Origin of the sequence: Rothia sp. HSID18067 (assembly GCF_003989445.1) — a bacterium.
In the GTDB taxonomy this organism is placed as follows: Bacteria; Actinomycetota; Actinomycetes; order Actinomycetales; family Micrococcaceae; genus Rothia; species Rothia aeria.
Genome location: NZ_RBMF01000002.1, coordinates 503,925 through 523,042, shown reverse-complemented (window position 1 = coordinate 523,042; position 19,118 = coordinate 503,925). Strand labels below are relative to the sequence as shown.

The window sequence follows — 19,118 nt, the reverse complement described above, 5'->3', positions numbered from 1 at the left end:
TACCCCCCATAGGCGTATAAAAAGGCTCTTTCTGAATAAAGCGTAGTTTTCCGCCGCTTCTCTTCAAAAAGAGCCTTTTTACACCCGATATATACCCGGGATTTCAGCCAACGCTAGTGCGTGAAACCGTTAATAATACCCATGCCGAAGTAGATGACGAACACTGCGGACACCACGTACATGAGCCAGTGCACCTCGCGCCCGCGGCCCTGCACCAGGCGGATAAAGGCGTAGGAGACGAACCCTGCACCAATACCGTTAGCGATCGAGTACGACAGCGGCATGAAAATAATGGTCATAAACGCCGGGATGCCCAGGCCCCAGTCCTGCCAGTCGATATGCACGGCTTGGCGCACCATCAGGAACCCAACAACCACCAGGGCGGGGGCGACCGCCTCAAAGGGAACAATCGTCACCAGCGGCGAGGCGATAATCGCCACCAGGAACAGCACGCCGGTGACAATATTCGCCAGACCCGTGCGGGCACCCTCACCAATACCGGTTGCCGACTCCACAAAAATCTGGTTCGCAGAGCCGGATGCGCCGCCACCGACCACGGAACCGACCGCATCCACGAGCAGCACCTCGTTAATGTTCTCAACCTTGCCGTCCTTATCAATGGTGCCCGCTTCGGTTGCTAAGCCCACCGAAACGCCCATGGCGTCAAAGAAAACCGAGAGCAGAATAGCGAACACCAGCAAGGATGCACCCAGCACGCCGATAGCGCCGAACGCGCCGAATCGTGCAGACCCGATAAGCGAGAAATCGGGGGCTGAGAAGGAAAAGTTATTGAGCGCGGGAACGTTGAGCGACCAGCCGGTCGGGTTTCCCTTGCCGCTGCCGATATGGAAAACAGCCTCTAGGATGATCGCCAGTACGGTAGATGCCACCACGCCAATGAGGATAGCGCCGCGCACATTGCGAATAAACAGGGCGATGGTGAGGAAAAGGCCGAAAATAAACACGAGAGTAGGCCAGCCAAGCAGGTGACCGCCCACCCCAAGCGAGACAGGAACGGTGGTTCCTGCGGCATCCGGCATGCGGCGAATAATCCCGGAATCAACCAGCCCGATAAAGGCGATAAAGAAGCCGATTCCCGCCACGATCGCGGTTTTGAGGCTCTCGGGGACCGCTTCGAATACGGCGGTGCGGAAGCCGGTGAGCACCAGCACGGTCATAATAAGACCAGCGATAATCACCAGCCCCATAATATCTGCCCACGTCAGCCCGGGAGTGGTTGCGATCGTGGACGCCAGCAGTGCATTCACACCCAGCCCCGCCGCCATCGCGAAAGGTTGCTTGGCTATAACACCCATGAGGATGGTCATTACGCCGGCGACGAGCGCGGTGACCGCGGCGACCTGCGGCACGCCAAGGGTATTTCCCGCCGAGTCTGCGCCGGTGCCGATCACCAGGGGGTTGAGGACGACGATATAACTCATAGCGAAGAACGCGGCGAGACCGCCACGAATCTCGGCGGAAATAGATGAGCCTCGTTCAGTGATTTTGAAGTAACGGTCCAGTGCGCCGCCCGATGCGTTGGGCTTGTGTGCCTGGGGAGCCGCGGTGTTCTCAGAAGACATTTCGTTGAATCTGTAGATACTCTCGTGGGACGTGGGCGCGGGTTTGCGCCGCAATAAGAAAAGCGCCGAACCCCGGCGGGATTCAGCGCTGGTGTTACCACCCTATTTTAGGTGTTTTGTTTTTCTCCCGCATCCACCTGCCGAAAAGCCGCCGGGGTGCCTAAGCCCCGTAACGGACTTTCCGGCAGATGGAATGCTGGGAAGCTGCCTTTACCCGTGGGTGAAACCGTTAATGAGTCCGGTGCTGAAGAACACCAGGAAAACAGCCGATACCACGTACATGAGCCAGTGCACTTCGCGCCCGCGACCCTGCACCAGGCGGATGAAGACGTAGGAGATGAACCCTGCACCAATACCGTCGGCAATGGAGTAGGCGAACGGCATGAAAATAATGGTCATAAACGCCGGGATACCCAGGCCCCAATCCTGCCAGTCGATGTGCACGGCCTGGCGGATCATGAGGAACCCCACGAAAACCATGGCGGGGGCGACCGCCTCGAAGGGGACGATGGTCACCAGGGGAGAGAGGAAGACCGCGCCCACAAAGAGCGCGCCGGTGACCACGTTCGCCAGGCCCGTGCGGGCGCCAGCACCAATACCGGTTGCCGATTCCACAAAAATCTGGTTGGCCGAGCTGGAGGTGCCACCGCCCGCAACTGAGCCGAGTGCATCCACCAGCAGCACACGGTCGATGTTCTCAATTTTGCCGTCTTTATCAATGGTGCCAGCTTCGGTGGCTAGACCCACGGTAGTGCCCATTGCGTCGAAGAACGCCGAGATGAGGATGGTGAAGACCAGCATCGTGGCGGCCACACCGCCGATGGTGCCGAACGCCCCAAACATATCTGCTGAGAACAGCAGCGAAACATTGGGTAGGGCGCTGCCGCCGCCCCATGCGGGTACGTTCAGTGACCAGCCGGTCGGGTTGTCTTTGCTGCTGCCAATGTGGAAAACGGCCTCTAGGATTATTGACAGCACGGTGGAGGCAAGCACACCGTATAGGATGGCCCCGCGTACTTTCCGAATAAATAGGGCAATGGTGAGGAACAGCCCGACAAGGAACACCACGGTGGGCCAGCCAAGCAGGTGCCCGCCCACGCCGAAGGTGACGGGGACGGTGGTGTGCGCGGCGTCTACGGTGCGGCGGATAATACCTGCGTTGACCAGCCCGATAAAGGCAATGAAGAAGCCGATACCCACCACAATTGCGGTTTTGAGGCTCTCGGGGACCGCCTCAAAGACGGCGGTGCGGAAGCCGGTCAGCACGAGGGCAGTCATGAGCACACCCGCCCACACGACCAGCCCCATAATTTGCGGCCAGGTCAGGTTGGGGGTGCTGAGGATAGTGGTTGCCAGTAGTGCGTTCACGCCCAGCCCTGCCGCCATTGCGAAAGGCTGTTTCGCATAGATGCCCATGGCGATCGTCATGATTCCGGCGATGAGCGCGGTGACTGCGGCCACCTGCGGCACGCCGAGCGCGTGGCCGTTGGCGTCTTTCACGAGGCCGATAATGAGGGGGTTTAGTACCACGATATAGCTCATGGCGAAGAAGGTCGCTAAGCCGCCGCGAATCTCGGCGGAGATAGTTGAGCCTCGTTCTGTAATTTTGAAGTAACGGTCCAGGGCGCCCTGCGTTGTGTTGGTTTGGGGTGCCTGGGGAGCCGCGGTGTTCTCAGAAGACATTTCGTTGAATCCGTAGATACTCTCGTAGGGTGCGTGCCCACCGGTCGGGGGCGCGCATAAGAAAAGCGTCAGCCGTGCGGGGCGTGACGCTCTTGTTACCTCATTATTCTAGGGGGTAGCAGCGCGTGTGCGCTAGTTGCTTGATAAGGGGCGGTAGTACAGCCTGTGAGTGGGCGCGCGGTGGGAGGTTTTGGGCTTAACACAGTGGGGGAGTGAGGGTGAGGCGGGGCCTGGGCTGGCTGGTAAGATGAGGAATACCTTAACTTCCGTATTGGTAGGGCTACTACCGAGAATTTGAGAGGTGAATTGTGAGCGAGTATCCTCCCGCTGAGTCTTTGCCTGTGCGCCAGCGTGCCGTGGTTGCTACTGAACGCCCAGCCCGTTATGTGAAACAGCTAGGTTCGCATATGGGCCGTAAGATTGATACCGCCGAACTGCCGGGCGGTCTGCGGCTGACGTTTAACCGTGATGGTATTTTTCGTGGCTATGGCGATCTGCTGATTGATGAAGCTAATAACGCCCTCATTATGGAGGTGCGTGCTGAGGATGAGGAGAAGGCCACTAATATTGCGGGTGTGCTGGATCGCCACCTGGTGCGCTTTGGCGAACGTGACGAGCTGGTGGTTGAGTTCCGAAGGGTGTAGGCAGACGTTTTATATACTGCGGCACCTCCATGGGAAAAATGAGGGTGGATTTACCCCGGATATTTTCCCTAGTGCACTTCGCATTCGCTATCTTCTTTGCGGTGCTCTACTGTGTGGTGGCTGAATATTGGCCCAAGATTAAGCTCTGGCAGGGTGTGGCTTTCGGCATTGTGCTTGATATTCTTTTCCACGTCATCATTATGCCCGCAATGGGAATTGTGCCCGCCCCGTGGAACCAGCCTTTTGGGGAGCACTTCTCTGAGTTCTTTGGGCACATCCTCTGGTTGTGGTCGATTGAGCTGGTCCGTCGCGACCTGCGTAACCGCATCACCGGTGAACCCGATGCAGAGTACCCGGTGACTGCCCGCTAAATCACTGAGTGTATCGTAACCGGTATACGGCTGTGCCCCGCATGAGCGTCTCATGCGGGGCACAGCCGTATTGCCATATATAAGGAATAAAAATATATGAGCTATTGCTCGCTTTCCCTCTTTTTAGCCCATCCTAACCGCTGTGCCCGGTAGAATGAACGAGGACTAAAAAGAGAGCTCGCCGCCGCACCAGCCTGAACCGTGTACCGGGGCGAACTTTGAAAGGAAAAATACGTGTCTGAAGCTACCCGCCCCCTGCGCGTCGCTGTTATTGGCGCAGGCCCCGCTGGCATTTACGCCGCTGACCTCATCACCAAATCTGAGGAAGTACGCTCTGGAGCCGTTGAGGTTTCTATCGACATTTTTGATCGTTACCCCGCTCCCTTCGGGCTCATTCGCTACGGTGTGGCCCCGGATCACCCGCGCATCAAGGGCATTATTACCGCCCTGCACAAGGTGCTTGACCGCGGTGATATTCGATTCTTCGGCAATATCGAATACGGTAAGGATTTGAACCTTGCCAACCTGCGCGAGCACTACGACGCCATTATCTTCGCGACCGGCGCTATTCATGACGCGCCCCTGCCCATTAAGGGCATCGACCTGGACGGTTCCTATGGTGCCGCCGATTTCGTCTCGTGGTATGACGGTCACCCCGATTACCCGCGCACCTGGCCGCTGAACGCGAAGGAAATCGCGGTGCTCGGTAACGGCAACGTGGCGTTGGATATTGCGCGTGTGCTCTCCAAGCACGCCGATGATCTGCTCGTCACCGAAATTCCCGAGAATGTGTACGAAGGGCTGAAATCTTCGCCCGTGACCGATGTGCACGTCTTTGGCCGCCGCGGCCCCGCGCAGATCAAGTTCACCCCCTTGGAGCTGCGCGAGCTTTCACACTCCCGCGATGTCGATATTGTGCTCTACGAAGAGGACTTCGAGTTCGACGAGGCTTCGGATGAGGCTATTCAGACGAATAACCAGGTGAAGACCATGATGAAGACCCTCACCACCTGGCTTACCGACCAGGAGGAGGGCGAGCAGACCGCATCGCGCCGCCTGCACCTGCACTTCCTGCAGTCCCCGCACGAGATTCTGGGTGAGGACGGCAAGGTTGTGGGCATCCGCATGGAACGCAATAAGCTTGACGGTCAGGGCGGTATCGAGGGCACCGGCGAGTTCGTGGACTACCCCGTGCAGGCTGTGTACCGGGCGATCGGTTATTTCGGTTCTGAGCTGCCCGAGGTCGGCTATGACGCTGATAAGGGCGTGATTACTAACGTTGAGGGCCGTGTGGTCGATGAAAACGGCGAGCACGTGCCCGGCCTGTACGCTACCGGGTGGATTAAGCGCGGACCGGTGGGTCTGATTGGCTCCACCAAGGGCGATGCGCTTGAAACCATCACCCACCTGTTGGAAGACCGCGAGAACCTGTACACCGCTGCCGAACCGGACGCTGACACCTTCAGCGATTACCTGGACTCTAAGGGTATTCGCTACACCACCTGGGAAGGCTGGCACCGTCTGGACGATCACGAAAAGGCGCTCGGTGCGGCATCACAGGATGCAAAGGGTGAATCGCGTGAGCGTGTGAAAGTCGTTGACCGTGATGAAATGATTCGCATTTCACGTGGTGAATAGTTAACGGTAAACCATAACAATTCCCCCGCCCCTCAAATGCTGAGGATGCGGGGGAATTTTATGTTAAATATACGCTGCACATGCATAAAATATCGACTTATGGATACAAAAAACCCCGCATTTATCATAAAATGCGGGGTTCCGTTGCAGTTGGTTTTATATTGCCCACTGGAAAATGATGCTCGCAAGGAGAGCAGCATTCTAAGCGTGCACCTGGCAACTACGCCTAGGTTTTATGGTGAACTTACCATTCCTAAAAGTCCCGATATATTCCTGAAGTCTTTAGTTACTTCGGTAGCCTCATCGGTAGCGTCCCGGCTGGGAGACGCGCGGCCCTTGGCGCGCCTTTTGAGGACGCAAACAGGGGGATTCTTCAATAGAATCGGTGTGTTCACTTATCGGTGATATATATGTGCGGTGACATTACCTCAAGGGGCGGAAGATCCCCTCTTTTTTGGTTCCCTGGAGAACCTCACATCCCATATCTTAGGCGCTTTTTTAGGCTGATTTCAAGCGAATTTAAGGGGGTTTTGAAGGGCTTTCATATAATCCCTAGTCAATCCGATGAGGTATATGAAATCTTTATAAAACTTTTTCTGAAGGCTATAAAGCTACTCTTGTACCTCCGAAGAGAATCCCAATAAACCCACAAAAATACCCATATGCACTCAATGTATAGAAGATAAAAAGCATAAACATAAGATGCATAATTATTTCGACACTCACACCTCAGTGCCTGCCGGCCCCGTGTTTATATCTGTACGTCGCAGGGCGTTGCTGGCGGTCCTCCTGCTCTTGAAGCTGCCTGGGTATGCGTAAAAAGTCGCCGCAGTGAATAATAAACCCACATGGGTTGTTGGAAGGGCCTTGCTGAGATGGAGCTGGGGGTATCGTCAGCGAAGAAAAGGCCTAGCTGGGTATATATCCATAAAAATATTAAAATTTTTCTACCGTGCGAAAACCCCTTATATATTGCTCTGACAAGGAAAAATACTAGTGATGCACAACCCATTAAGGGGGCTTGTGAGACCCCGGGCACGCGGGAATCTCAAAACCGGTTTGCGCACCCCTCAAATCTGTCATAGACTAATTGAGGTTCGAACAACGGGATGAGAAATGAACCCGTTCGCATCGACTAGGCCCCCATCGTCTAGCGGCCTAGGACGCCGCCCTTTCACGGCGGTAGCACGGGTTCAAATCCCGTTGGGGGTACTTGCAAACCTCATGTTTGCAAAGCCAAGTTGAAGAAGCAGATACCTGCCGAATCCAACAAGGCCCCGTAGCGCAGTTGGTTAGCGCGCCGCCCTGTCACGGCGGAGGTCGCGGGTTCAAGTCCCGTCGGGGTCGCACAGGCCGCGTATTCAGATGTTTTATCATCACGAAGCACGCGGTCGTTGCGTATCTAATACGCAAGGCTCTGTAGCTCAGTTGGTAGAGCGTGCGACTGAAAATCGTAAGGTCACCGGATCGACGCCGGTCGGAGCCACAATCCGCCCTCCAGGCTTCTACAGTGGGGGCGGATTTTTTCTTTAACCACGGGCTGCTCCCAACCTGCGCACCCTATAGTCTGATACTTGCCCTCATACATGGGCCTGTGCCCTTCACCCCTCTGATCACAAGGTTCCTGATCTGAACGAAACGGCGAAAATACGTCTCATCCTAAAGGCTCCTTTTGCGCCGAAAGAGAAGAGGACTACGCCAAACAGGCTGGTAAACACGCTGGCTCGTTTCAATTTCCTGGAATTTCCGTTAGGGTGGAGACGTTGTGTTATTTGCACAACGTCTGTACACACGGCGGCAAAACCGGCGCATACGGAAGAGATCGAATGCCAGCATCCACTCCCCAAGACACCATACCGTCGAACTCCGCGCAGGCAACACGCACCGCGGGAATCGAATTCTCCCAGGTCACCAAACGCTACGGCGCTAACACCGTGGTCGATAACCTGACTCTGAGCATCCCCGCCGGTGAAACCACCGTTTTCGTCGGTTCATCAGGATGTGGTAAAACCACCACCCTGCGCATGATCAACCGCATGGTAGAGCCGCAGGAAGGTACGATTACCATCGGCGGGCAAAATATCGCAGACCAAGACCCCTACAAGCTGCGTCGATCCATCGGGTACGTCATGCAAAGCGGCGGGCTGCTGCCGCATCGTACCGTGCTTGAGAACGTGATGACCGTGCCCCTGTTGAATGGCACCTCCAAACCGCAGGCGAAAGGACGTGCTCTTGACCTTTTGGGTACCGTGGGTTTGGATGCGTCCTTAGCGCAGCGCTACCCGGCTCAGCTTTCCGGCGGGCAGGCCCAACGTGTGGGAGTCGCGCGGGCTCTCGCAGCTGATGCCTCTATTTTGCTCATGGACGAGCCTTTTTCTGCGGTCGATCCGATTGTGCGCACCGAACTGCAGGAAGAACTTTTGCGTCTGCAGGGCGAGCTGCATAAGACCATTGTTTTCGTAACCCACGATATTGATGAGGCCCTATTCCTCGGCGATAATATTGCGGTCTTCGCCCCCGGTGGCAAGCTCGCCCAATATGGCGCTCCCGAAGAGATCCTGACGAATCCCGCTAATGATTTTGTGGAATCTTTCGTTAGCCAGTCCGTGGGTGCCTTGCTGCCTGCCGATGTGATGCGCCAGGTGCGGTATATTCGCCGCGAACGCTACCGCCGCACACGCGAAGCCGCAGTATCGGGTGAGGGCGCCGCATCGACCTCTGGGCGGGGATAGTATGGACCTGTTGTTGGCAGATTCGATGCACTGGGACTGGTTGGGAAATAACATCCAGCGCGTCCTTGATTTGACCCTCAATCACCTGTACCAGGGCATTATTCCGGTACTTGTGGGAACCGCCCTGTCGATTCCGGTGGCGCGGTATGCGAGCCGCCGCCGCGCGCGGGAAGATGACGCGAAAACTCACCGGAGTGGTGCGTACACCCTGGTGCACGGCTTCGGGTTGCTCTACACAATCCCGTCAATCGCGTTCTTCGTACTCATGCCGCTGATTCTGGGAACCAGCATTATTTCGCCGGTGAACGTGCTTGTGGCCCTTACGATCTACACGATGGCGCTGATGGTGCGTTCAGGGGTAGACGCCTTTAATGCGGTTCCCGAGCATGTGGTGGAGTCATCGCGCGCCCTGGGATACACCCCGGCTCGTGCGTTTTTCACAGTGGAATTACCGCTCGCTTTACCCGTGCTTTTTGCCGGTATCCGCGTGGCGACGGTGGCGAATATTGCGATGGTATCCGTGGGTGCGGTGATCGGTGTTTCTTCGCTTGGCACGCTTTTTACCGACGGACTAGCGCGTAACATCCCCGCCGAACTTATCACGGGCGTGGTGCTCAGCGCCGTCCTCGCCTACCTCGCCGATGCGCTTCTTGCCCTCACGGCACGGCGCCTGACCGCCTGGAGGACCGCATGAATGTTATAGAACGTACCTTCGCTTTTCTGGGTGATGGTGCCAACTGGCAAGGGTCTCAGGGCATTTTGGTGCGCACCGTCGAGCATCTGGGCATCACCATGTTTGCGGTTGCGATTGCCCTGGTGATTGCCGTGCCTTTGGGTCTGTGGGCTGGGCATACACGCCGCGGCGGGCACGCTCTGCTGGGGTTTACCGCCGCTTTGCGCGCTCTACCCGCCCTGGGTTTGTTGACCCTGCTGGCTCTCTGGTTTGGGGTTAACGCGATTCCGCCGCTCGTGGTGCTCGTGATTATCGCGGTGGCACCCCTTCTGGCGCATACCCTTGAAGCCGTGACCGGGATTGATCCGGATGTGGTGGATGCGGCACGCGCCCAAGGCATGACCGAAGGGCAGATTCTTCGCCGGGTTGAGATTCCTCTGGGCCTTCCGGTGTTTATGGGCGGTCTGCGCAGCGCGGTGCTGCAGGTGATCGCGACCGCGACTATTGCCGCCTACATTAATGGGAATAACCTGGGCCGGTACCTTTTTGATGGGCTCGCGGTGCGGGACTATCCGCGTATGCTCGTGGCAACCCTGCTGGTAGCTGTGCTCGCCTTCGTGGTGGATGCGATTATGGCCCTAGCGCAGCGGGCCGTGACCCCCGTTCCATTGCGGGGTGGCGGAGCATCCAAACGTCATGGGCAACCGAAACACGAGAGCGCACTGGATGCGGCAAACTCGCACACGGAAGGGGCGCACGCATGAGCCTGGTACATCGCCGAAACACGAACGATCGTTCTTTTCTTTCCGGAAAGAGCGCGAAAAGCCACGGAACGGCGGAGACCGGAATGGCACGCGGCGTTACCAGGCGGCGGGCATTGGGTGTCCTCGGCGCCTTCGGGACGTTAGGAGCGCTGAGCGCCTGCGGGCTGAGCGGTGAAAACGTTTTCGGCGGTGAACACGACGGTATTATCGTTGGGTCAGCAGCGTTCGCAGAGTCGCAGATTCTCGCCGAAATATACTCCCAAGCACTAAATAAAAACGGGTTTAAATCGAGCACTCAGCTGGGGATTGGCGCGCGTGAAGCCTACTTGGGGGCGCTCACCTCCGGGGCTATCGACGTGGTTCCCGAATACTCGGGCAACCTGCTGCTGTATCTTGACGAGAATTCCACAGCGCAGACTAAACAAGAGATTCTGCAGGCGCTCGGTAGGGTGCTTCAGGACAACCTCAAGGCGCTGGATGCCTCGCAGGCGGAAAATAAAGATACCCTAGTCGTCACCCAGCAGACCGCCCAAAAATACAATCTGCGCACCCTGGATGATATGGCGAAGGTCTGTACCGAACTGAAGATTGGTGCCGCTCCCGAATTTGCCGAACGCGCCTACGGAATTCCGGGGCTCAAAGATAAATACGGGTGCGTTCCGGCGGAATTCGTCTCGCTCGCGGATGGGGGCGGGGCACTCACCGTCAAGGCCCTGCAGGATAACACCGTGCAGGTTGTAGATTTGTACTCGACCACCCCGGCAATTACGCAGAACAATTTTGTGATGCTCGAAGACCCGAAAAACATGATTCCGGCGCAGCAGGTACTGCCCATTATCAATACCAAACGGGTTCCCGAGGATGCGCATGCGGTGCTGAACCGCATTAGTGCGGTGCTGACGACCGACGATTTACGCTCGCTCAATGACGAGGTATCCGGCGATAAGAAACTAGACCCATCCACGGCAGCGGCACACTGGCTCAAGGATAAGGGGCTGTTGTAGCCTTTCTTCCTTTCTGCGCTGGGCTCTGAATGCCGCTAGGTTCTGGTGCTCAGCATATGCGGTTGTGGAGATGAACGGAGAGGAGTCTAAGCGACCGGAAGTTCCGTGAGGGAAAGGCCCACCCGCAGGTCACCGAGCGCATCCGTCAGGTATTCGATGCCAGCCTCTAAGGAATCCAGCACATCCTCGCCCGCGCTAGAGACTACCACCGACGTCACGATACGCCAACCCGCCTTACCCTTCAAAGGTTCGCTGAATCTGCCTGAACCAACAGTCTGTGCTCCCTCATGGCTGCTGGCGAGCGCCACCCTGCCCCGCCCGGATGCAGGCACCACGCCCACCGTAAACCCGCCCGCATAGTAGGGACGCGCAAACCCCAGAACCGGGTCAATCGCGTGCCCATCGGCGGAATCGTCATGAGTAAGGGAGCCCAAGAAGGAGCGTACTGCATCCAAAATCTGCCGTTGGGATGCGCCGCCCGGCACCCGCGCCACATCAATACGCACGCTCAGAAGCAAGTCAAGGTCGGCACGTTGGAAGGTTTCGGAGGGCATGTAATCAAAACTCATGCTCCCACTTTAACTGCGTTTTAAACCGCGAGCAGGTCGTTTTTGCCGAACAGGTGGAAAAAACACACCTGCTCGCGCATGTAACCATACCTGTAAATGCCCATGTAACCGAGCAATTAATCTGGCGAGCTAAGAAGAAACGATGGGCTCTTCCACGATCAAAGCCAGCGATTCGTAGGGACGCAGCGTAACCTCAACCTCGTGGGGATCGGGGCCGGAAATACCGCTAACCTGACCCAGCGGATTCTTGTAATTACACAAAAGCACCCGCGCAGACCGTGCATCCGCTGGAGCTTGCGAGCCTTCACAACCTGCGGGCGTATCCATAACCTCGCTCGGTATGAACTCGGTGGGAACACCCACCGCCGTCTCGTCCCCAAAGAAATTATTGAGCACCAACAGCCTCGTGCGCTTGCCCTTGGCGATATGTTCGCGCAGGTACCCGAAGACCCGCTCATGGTCGAGCGTATAGGGCGCATAACTGCCCTCAGAAATCACGGGGTACTGCCCGCGCAGGCGAACCAGCTCGCGATAGTACGGCAAAATCACGCCGTCACGTTCCTCATCCGCCACCGAAATACCCGCGCCGGTTGCCGCATCCACACTGGGCGCGGGCGCCAGCCAGGGGGCGGCGGTACCAAAACCAACCGCGCCGCGTTCCCCACCGGCACCAGACTCCCACTGCATGGGAACACGCGAATTATCCCGTGCCTTGGCGCGCACCACCTCAAGCGCCTCGCCTTCCGAGAGTCCCCGCGCACGCAGGGTCTTAAAAGCGTTATGGGCCTCAACGTCCACGTAGTCGTCAATCGAAGAATACACCGGGTCAATCATGCCGATCTCTTCGCCCTGATAAATATAGGGAGTGCCGCGCAGCAGGTGAATCACGGTTGCCAGCATGGTCGCAGATTCCGCCCGATACCGCTGAACGTCGCCAAAACGGTTGAGTGCGCGCGGCTGATCATGATTATTCCAGAACAGCGCATTCCATCCGCCGCCCGCCTGCATGCCCAGCGCCCAATCGTTGAGCAGCCCCTTCAGCTCAGCAAAGCGGAACGGCGCCTTCGACCATTTCTCGCCGTCCTCATAATCCACCTTCAGATGGTGAAAACTAAACACCATGTCGAGCTCGCGGTTCTCGGGGTTGGAGTAGCCCACGCAGTTCTCGATGCTCGTCGAGGACATTTCACCCACGGTCACGGTATCCCCATGCTGCCCGAACGATGCGCGGTTCAGCTCCCGCAGACGAGTGTGCACGATAGGCGTGTCGGTGTATAGGGTCTTATCGACAACCCCGGCGGGCGCATCCTCAAGCTCTTCGGACTTGCCGATCACGTTAATGACGTCGAAGCGGAACCCGCGAACACTCTTGTCATACCAGAAATTGACGACCTTACAGAGCTCCTCACGCACGGCGGGGTTGTACCAGTTCAGATCAGCCTGTGTGACGTCGTAAAGGTGCAGATAGTACAGCGGTGCCCCCGATTCGTCCCGATAAACCTCACCCGCCGTATCGGTGAAAGGCGCCCAGGCCGAACCGCCAAATTTCGATTCCCAGTTCGTGGGCGGAACCACCGTGCCGTCAGACTGAACCCGCCCCGGGCGAAGATAGAAATAATCCCAGTACTCGCGCTCGCCCGCCTGCGCCCGCCTAAACCATTCGTGCTCGGTTGAAACGTGGTTGAGCACCATATCGAACATGACCCCGATGCCGTGCTCTCCGAAAGCGGCGATCATCTCCTCAACATCTTCCATCGTGCCCAGCTCGGGGTTAATGGCATAGTAGTCGGAAATGTCGTAGCCGTTATCGTGCTGGGGCGAGGCGAAGAACGGGTTGAACCACACCATGCCCACCCCCAGCGATGCCACATAGGGCACCTTCTCGATAATGCCGCGAATATCACCGGTTGGCCGACCGTGCGTGGAATAGAACGACTTTGGGTAGATCTGGTAGATCACGCTGTTACGGAATGACATGATGCCTCACGTTTTTATCTGCATTAGAAGGCGGGGTGCCGAGCCTGGGCACCAATTTCGCCGGATTTAAGGGGCTGCGCGTTCACCCTGTGAAAACTCTGGTGCCCACGATTTTCCCCTACCAGCTTAGGGGGCATAATAGGTAAACATCTGAGAAATACGGGGTGGTACCCGAAAATGGGGAAATCTGCCGCAGATCCGGCATCGCCTCACCCGCACACCAGGGCACCTACCGCGCCCGGTGCGCAGATGCGCCCCACGCCCGCTCTGGCTGCAAACCAAAGCTACCCTTCGCTGAAGAGACGTGCAGTGCGGGCGTAAAATCTATTGATGCATCACAACGGAAGGTAGAGACAATGCCCGAATTACGCTCACGCACCTCAACTCACGGTCGCAATATGGCGGGTGCCCGCGCTCTATGGCGTGCAACCGGCATGGGTGATGATGATTTCGGCAAACCGATTATTGCGATTGCCAACTCTTACACCCAGTTCGTGCCCGGTCACGTGCACCTGAAAAATATGGGCGACCTGGTGGCTGGCGCTATTCGTGAGGCTGGCGGCGTGGCGAAAGAATTCAACACCATTGCGGTTGATGACGGCATTGCGATGGGCCACGACGGCATGCTCTATTCCCTGCCCTCACGCGACCTCATTGCCGACTCGGTCGAATACATGGTGAACGCTCACCGCGCGGATGCGCTCGTATGTATCTCGAACTGCGACAAGATCACCCCCGGTATGCTCTTGGCGGCGATGCGCCTGAATATCCCCACAATTTTCGTTTCGGGCGGCCCTATGGAATCCGGCGAGGGCGTTGAAGGCGTTGTGGAGCACCGCCTGGATCTGGTGGATGCGATGGTCATGGCGGTGGACGATTCCGTGAGCGATACCGCGCTCGCCCAGATCGAGAAGAACGCCTGCCCCACGTGTGGTTCATGCGCGGGCATGTTTACCGCAAACTCCATGAACTGCCTGAACGAGGCGATTGGTCTGGCACTGCCCGGCAACGGTACGACGCTTGCGACCCAGATCGCGCGTAAAGAGCTGTTTTTACAGGCGGGTAAGCGCATTGTTGGTCTGGCGAAGCGCTACTACGAGCAGGATGACGAGTCCGTTCTGCCGCGCTCTATTGCCACCAAGGAAGCCTTCGAGAACGCTATGGCGTTGGATGTGGCTATGGGCGGTTCCACCAATACCGTGCTGCATATTCTGGCGATTGCCCACGAGGCGCAGGTTGATTTCACCCTGGACGATATCGACCGTATTTCGCGCCATGTGCCCTGTCTGGCGAAGGTTGCACCGAACTCTACGAAGTATCACATTGAGCATGTGCACCGTGCGGGCGGTATCCCTGCGCTGCTGGGTGAGCTGGACCGTGCCGGGCTATTAAACAAGAACGTTCATTCTGTTCATGCTGATTCCTTGGATGAATGGCTTGGCGAGTGGGATATCCGTTCCGGTACCGCGAGCGAGCAGGCTCAAGAACTGTATCTTGCTGCACCCGGCGGGGTGCGCACCACGCAGGCGTTCTCGACCGCGAACAAGTACGAATCACATGAGACGGATGCCGAAAACGGGTGTATTCGCGCCGTGGAGCATGCCTACACGAAGGACGGCGGTCTGGCGGTTCTGCGCGGCAATATCGCCCAGAACGGTGCGATCATCAAATCCGCCGGTATTGATGAAGAACTCTTCCACTTCGTGGGTAAGGCATTTGTGGTTGAGTCGCAGGATGAAGCCGTGTTTGAGATTCTGTCGAAGCACGTGAAACCCGGCGATATTGTGGTGATTCAGTATGAGGGCCCGAAGGGCGGTCCCGGCATGCAGGAGATGCTGTACCCCACCTCGTACCTGAAAGGCCTGGGCCTGGGCAAAAGCTGCGCACTCATTACCGACGGGCGTTTCTCGGGCGGCACTTCGGGCATTTCGATCGGCCACGTTTCGCCGGAGGCTGCCGCCGGTGGTGCTATCGGCCTGCTGGAAACCGGCGACGAGATCGAGATCGACGTGCACAACCGCATCCTGCGGGCGAATGTGCCGGACGAGGTTTTGGAGGCGCGGCGCAAGGCGAAGGGCGCCCTCCCGTGGAAGCCCACCAAGCCGCGTGAACGTCAAGTCTCGAACGCGCTGAAGGTTTACGGGATGCTGGCCGCCTCTGCCGATAAGGGCGGGGTGCGCATCCTCCCGGAGGGGTGCTAGAACATAGAGTAGAATAAATCGACTTGGGGTAGTCTCTAGGAATATCTAGAAACTACCCCTTCGGTTTTTGTCCGCATTTGTATATGTTGATGGTCAAGTATCTAAAAGCTGTTGTCCACAAGAACTCAAGATATTATTGAGTCTCTGGCTTCTCATCATTATTTTGGGGCATTGAGGGAGAATGTAGGCGTCTCATGAAAGTTATGAATACTATTAAAGCAACTAGGAGGGAAACTCCAAGATACCAGTTTGAGCCTATTGCGTCATACAAGTTCTCCCGAACACCTAAAGCCATCTCGTCTACAGAATCTGCAGCGTCTGGCCATATATAATTCTTGAAGATTGTGGCGATACGAGTGCTGTAGGCCGGAACGGAACCAAGTGCTATCTTCTGTGAAACTAATACGCTAGATACAACGTCTAAAATAAATAGGATAGAAAGCCATTTTTTTGCTATAACTATGGAAGAGACTTTTACAACCTTTGGGAAATCCCAGTATATCGTATAAAAAAGACGTGTTACTACGAATACGGAAGAAAAGGTAACGATAACCCATATAGGGTCATGTTGGAGGGAGATTGGGGAAATAAGTAAGTATATAAGTGCGGCTAGCATACCCCAAACACCCCAGGGTCCTACTTTTTGAGGGATTTCGGTCAGAAAATCTTTCATCAAGATGGATCTATCATGGTACCAAGCCTGAAGAAATATAATGTTCACGAGAAGGACGCAAGCGGTTGCTATAATTGAGGAGACTGCGAAAAATAGGAAAAACTCATACGTGACAACGAGTTCGTTGCTTTCCGTATTGTGGTGCCCTACAACGAGGCCTCCGATGAAATATAACGCAGGAATAGAAAGAACAATCAGCGCCAAGGTTCCTGCTACTCTGCGCCGTGATCTTTCTCTCACTGTACCCCCTTCTTCGCGCTCCTGACAAGGTTCTTTATCTATACTGTTTTTCTTCATATGCAACTTATAGCATGTAAACTTGCCTACTGCAACGCCTATGAGTTTCTGAAGGTGTGTAAGAACGCGGTAAGAAATTATCGAGTATCAAAATGGCCGATCCTTTCTAAAGTCTTTTGTGGTAATGGATTACTTATCATCTTATGGTGTTAATAGGGGTGTAATTTTCTGGAGCTTGGCCGCACAATCGTAGAATTTATGTGATAAACATCTCTATTCTGGGTTTGTTGCGGGTACCTTGGCGCCTGCTTACAGCTGGTGTGCCCACTAGTTATGCTTATATAGTCGTAAACACCACACTAACGGGTTGAACCACCAGATCGACTGCGCTCTAGACGGGGTACTACTGGTAAGCGGCAATCCTATTGTTGGTGCGCCAAGACAGCTTTTGTGTACCAGTATCACGATTTGGATAGGTTTATGGTAGAAGAAAAAACGTTGGCGAATAAGGGTTACCAAGGGCTATATCTGACCATTCCGGGGGCACTGGGTAGGAACCCTGCCACCATGAACTAGAATCTGAGCCAGCAGATTAACTATCACTAGGCGGTGGGACATGTGGTCTCTCAGATCAAGTGCTGGTGGGTTCTCCTGTATACATATCACAGACCTCCCAATTCCTGCCTCAAGCTGTTCTTGGTGATGCGGGGACTGGTTCTCTGGATGTGGGAGACCCCCTAATGAATAACCCTCCTTACATTTAAAGTTGGTAACTAAAAAGAGCCTTTATGTGAATAAAGCGGCGAAAAACTCGCTTTATTCGTATAAAGGCTCTTTTTTAGCAGGGGGAACGGAGTTACATTTCGAAGATGCGCACATCCAGCTCTGCGGCGAGCAGCGGCTCCCAGGTTTTCACAGCAGTCCCGAAATGCTCGGTCGCCATATGCGCTTCGAGTGCCTGCTGTGATTCCCAACGCTCAATAAAAGCGAAGACGCGCGGTTCGCCCGCAGGGGTCTCACCGGTGGCGGGGCCGAAATCGTAGCTGATATTGCCCGCATCCTTGCGTGATGCCTCCACCAAAGCGGGGGTAGAAGCCAAAAACTCTTCAACATGCTCAGGCTTAACGGAAACACCTGCATAAACACCAATCATGGGGTTCTCCTTCATGTGATAGCACAAAGTGGTTGTCCCTCAACTGTACCCTGTTAGGGCACATTAGGGGATGGGATTGGGAAGGGGCTACGGATCCATACCCATGCCCTCAGGGCTCACGGTAAACCCGCCCTTTGCCCCCACACAGTGCATAGTTGTGCCGCTGGAAGCCTTGCAGGTCATACCGTAGTAAGTGACAGTTGATCCGGTTGCTAGGGTCTGGTAATTATCAAAATTTGTAATCCCACCCGGATCATTACGCCCTTTAATTTCGTAGTTAGGTACGCTGTTTGTGCTCATGGTGACGCGGCTCTGGGCCTTGCCGTGGGTTGCCTCATCCCAGTTGTTGGGGTTAGTGGCGCGTGTGCTCTGGCACATAAGGCTTCCGCTTACATCAAAGCGGCAGGCGGCGTTACCGTTTGCGGTAATAATTGCTTGGGAGCTGGAGGAGGTTTCATTGGTTCCTGAAAGCATGGGAACCCAGCTGGGACGGACCGCGATCTTAATACCTTTGCTCTCGTTCTCGCAGACAGTGATGAGAGAACGTTCTGTTGAAGAGGCCGCGGTGGGGGATGAACATTGATACCCATGCACAGTTGCGTGGGCGGCATTACCGCCGGTGCGGTTAGCTTTCAGCTCAGCTTCATAGGCGTCGATTACGGTCTGCGCTATATCGCATGAGATCTTATTGTCGGCTTTAGCGATATACACCATGGAGTTAGCAGCGAGGGTATTGCTCCCACACGCTGTGCCCGGTGCCGCAGCTGAGGCATCGTTCTTATTTGAGTGGACTACCGCGTCTAAGCCGGGCGGGTTTTTCGTGGCCTGGTAGCTTGGGTCCATCCCGCCACGTCCGGCCGTACTGCCGTCATTCTTGCTCGGTTCTGCTTTCTTTTCCTGTGGCTTAGCCGACTCACTGGTTTCGCTTGGCGACGGGCTTACGGATGTGATGGTGTTGCCTGTGGGTGTTGCAGCGGGGCTAGATGATCCGCTGGGGCTTGCTGAGGCAGATGGTGAAGCGCTTGAGCTTGAACTTGGACTGGATGTCTGAGGTGTTTGATGTTGGGCGTTGCTTCTTGAGCTGTCGGCCCCAAATGGGTTACCGCAGGCGCTTAGCGTCAGAAGCGCGACCATTAGGGGTACAACTAATTTAGGGCGGGCCATACCGTACCTTTCGTATGTGGTTGGTGCAGTTACCGGTCATGTACCTCTTCTA

Annotated in this window: 15 protein-coding genes and 3 tRNA genes; 11 read left to right on the top strand and 7 right to left on the bottom strand. The window is 55.9% G+C overall.

Features of this window, described 5'->3' with window-relative positions; all coding sequences use genetic code 11:
- Positions 1-113: 113 nt before the first annotated feature.
- Both D8M23_RS07260 and D8M23_RS07255 read right to left on the bottom strand, forming a co-directional pair.
- Positions 114-1,583 carry an NCS2 family permease gene (locus D8M23_RS07260; protein WP_126854242.1) on the bottom strand — a complete coding sequence of 490 codons (1,470 nt, stop codon included), beginning with the start codon at positions 1,581-1,583 and terminating at the stop codon, positions 114-116.
- A gap of 210 nt (positions 1,584-1,793) precedes the next feature.
- Positions 1,794-3,266, bottom strand: coding sequence for an NCS2 family permease (locus D8M23_RS07255; protein WP_126854241.1), 1,473 nt, complete (start codon positions 3,264-3,266; stop codon positions 1,794-1,796).
- A gap of 308 nt (positions 3,267-3,574) precedes the next feature.
- Here D8M23_RS07255 and D8M23_RS07250 point away from each other — a divergent pair, with 308 nt between their 5' ends.
- The 10 genes from D8M23_RS07250 (at position 3,575) to D8M23_RS07205 (ending at position 11,092) form a co-directional block, all read left to right on the top strand.
- Entirely contained in the window at positions 3,575-3,910 is a 336-nt protein-coding gene (locus tag D8M23_RS07250) for a DUF2218 domain-containing protein (protein ID WP_006888504.1), read from the top strand.
- A 29-nt stretch (positions 3,911-3,939) separates the two neighbouring features.
- Positions 3,940-4,281, top strand: coding sequence for a DUF1440 domain-containing protein (locus D8M23_RS07245; protein ID WP_342343154.1), 342 nt, complete (start codon positions 3,940-3,942; stop codon positions 4,279-4,281).
- A gap of 234 nt (positions 4,282-4,515) precedes the next feature.
- Positions 4,516-5,919, top strand: a complete 1,404-nt coding sequence (locus tag D8M23_RS07240) for an FAD-dependent oxidoreductase (protein ID WP_126854240.1) — start codon at positions 4,516-4,518, stop codon at positions 5,917-5,919.
- A 1,139-nt stretch (positions 5,920-7,058) separates the two neighbouring features.
- Positions 7,059-7,131: transfer RNA gene (locus D8M23_RS07235), tRNA-Glu, on the top strand.
- Positions 7,132-7,192: 61 nt separating this feature from the next.
- Positions 7,193-7,266: transfer RNA gene (locus D8M23_RS07230), tRNA-Asp, on the top strand.
- 66 nt (positions 7,267-7,332) lie between these two features.
- A tRNA-Phe gene (locus D8M23_RS07225) sits at positions 7,333-7,405 on the top strand.
- Positions 7,406-7,745: 340 nt separating this feature from the next.
- The gene (locus tag D8M23_RS07220; protein WP_126854239.1) at positions 7,746-8,651 is read left to right on the top strand and encodes an ABC transporter ATP-binding protein; all 906 of its coding nucleotides are present in this window, start codon (positions 7,746-7,748) and stop codon (positions 8,649-8,651) included.
- 1 nt (position 8,652) lies between these two features.
- Positions 8,653-9,345 carry an ABC transporter permease gene (locus tag D8M23_RS07215; RefSeq protein ID WP_126854238.1) on the top strand — a complete coding sequence of 231 codons (693 nt, stop codon included), beginning with the start codon at positions 8,653-8,655 and terminating at the stop codon, positions 9,343-9,345.
- On the top strand, positions 9,342-10,088 hold the full coding sequence (locus D8M23_RS07210) for an ABC transporter permease (RefSeq protein ID WP_126854237.1): 747 nt from the start codon (positions 9,342-9,344) through the stop codon (positions 10,086-10,088). The genes D8M23_RS07215 and D8M23_RS07210 overlap by 4 nt, the downstream gene beginning before the upstream one ends.
- A gap of 83 nt (positions 10,089-10,171) precedes the next feature.
- Complete coding sequence (locus D8M23_RS07205; protein ID WP_193976822.1) at positions 10,172-11,092, top strand: ABC transporter substrate-binding protein; 921 nt, start codon at positions 10,172-10,174, stop codon at positions 11,090-11,092.
- A gap of 86 nt (positions 11,093-11,178) precedes the next feature.
- Here D8M23_RS07205 and D8M23_RS07200 read toward each other — a convergent pair whose 3' ends face one another.
- Both D8M23_RS07200 and D8M23_RS07195 read right to left on the bottom strand, forming a co-directional pair.
- Positions 11,179-11,661, bottom strand: coding sequence for a hypothetical protein (locus tag D8M23_RS07200; protein ID WP_126854235.1), 483 nt, complete (start codon positions 11,659-11,661; stop codon positions 11,179-11,181).
- Between the two features lie 129 nt (positions 11,662-11,790).
- Complete coding sequence (locus D8M23_RS07195) at positions 11,791-13,638, bottom strand: alpha,alpha-phosphotrehalase (protein ID WP_126854234.1); 1,848 nt, start codon at positions 13,636-13,638, stop codon at positions 11,791-11,793.
- Between the two features lie 356 nt (positions 13,639-13,994).
- Here D8M23_RS07195 and ilvD point away from each other — a divergent pair, with 356 nt between their 5' ends.
- Positions 13,995-15,839, top strand: coding sequence for a dihydroxy-acid dehydratase (ilvD, locus tag D8M23_RS07190; RefSeq protein WP_126854233.1), 1,845 nt, complete (start codon positions 13,995-13,997; stop codon positions 15,837-15,839).
- Positions 15,840-15,972: 133 nt separating this feature from the next.
- Here ilvD and D8M23_RS07185 read toward each other — a convergent pair whose 3' ends face one another.
- From D8M23_RS07185 to D8M23_RS07175, 3 genes are all read right to left on the bottom strand, one after another.
- Positions 15,973-16,809, bottom strand: coding sequence for a hypothetical protein (locus D8M23_RS07185; RefSeq protein WP_126854232.1), 837 nt, complete (start codon positions 16,807-16,809; stop codon positions 15,973-15,975).
- 796 nt (positions 16,810-17,605) lie between these two features.
- Positions 17,606-17,902, bottom strand: a complete 297-nt coding sequence (locus D8M23_RS07180) for a putative quinol monooxygenase (protein ID WP_094758633.1) — start codon at positions 17,900-17,902, stop codon at positions 17,606-17,608.
- 87 nt (positions 17,903-17,989) lie between these two features.
- Positions 17,990-19,066 carry a hypothetical protein gene (locus tag D8M23_RS07175; protein ID WP_126854231.1) on the bottom strand — a complete coding sequence of 359 codons (1,077 nt, stop codon included), beginning with the start codon at positions 19,064-19,066 and terminating at the stop codon, positions 17,990-17,992.
- Positions 19,067-19,118: the final 52 nt, after the last annotated feature.